We start from the raw sequence: 593 nt of genomic DNA, 5'->3' as shown, positions 1-593 counted from the left end.
ACGGCTGCAATCGCAACCGTTCTGTCGAAGAAGTTCGGCGGCGAAGCCAAGGCGTACGACCAGATCGACGCGGCTCCGGAAGAGAAGGCACGTGGCATCACCATCAACACCGCGCACGTCGAGTACGAAACCGAATCGCGCCACTACGCGCACGTCGACTGCCCAGGCCACGCCGACTACATCAAGAACATGATTACCGGTGCCGCGCAGATGGACGGCGCGATCCTGGTGTGCTCGGCCGCTGACGGCCCGATGCCACAGACCCGCGAGCACATCCTGCTGGCGCGTCAGGTTGGCGTTCCGTACATCATCGTGTTCCTGAACAAGTGCGACCTGGTCGACGACGCAGAACTGCTGGAACTGGTCGAAATGGAAGTTCGCGAACTCCTGTCGAAGTACGAGTTCCCTGGCGACGACCTGCCGATCATCAAGGGTTCGGCACGTATGGCCCTGGAAGGCCAGCCTGGCGAAATGGGCGAAGAGTGCATCATCCGCCTGGCAGAAGCCCTGGACACCTACATCCCGACGCCAGAGCGCGCTGTTGACGGCGCCTTCCTGATGCCAGTCGAAGGCGTGTTCTCGATCTCGGGTCG

1 protein-coding gene is annotated in these 593 nt (G+C 61.9%); it reads left to right on the top strand.

All coding sequences use genetic code 11. The features are described 5' to 3' along the window. On the top strand, positions 1–593 hold a 593-nt coding region (locus KVT32_RS28415), incomplete at both ends, for a GTP-binding protein (RefSeq protein ID WP_254637057.1).

Source organism: Achromobacter sp. GbtcB20, assembly GCF_019091095.1.
Lineage (GTDB): Bacteria > Pseudomonadota > Gammaproteobacteria > Burkholderiales > Burkholderiaceae_B > Achromobacter > Achromobacter mucicolens.
Note: the sequence above shows the minus strand (reverse complement) of the source record. Positions and strands in the feature narration are given on the sequence as shown.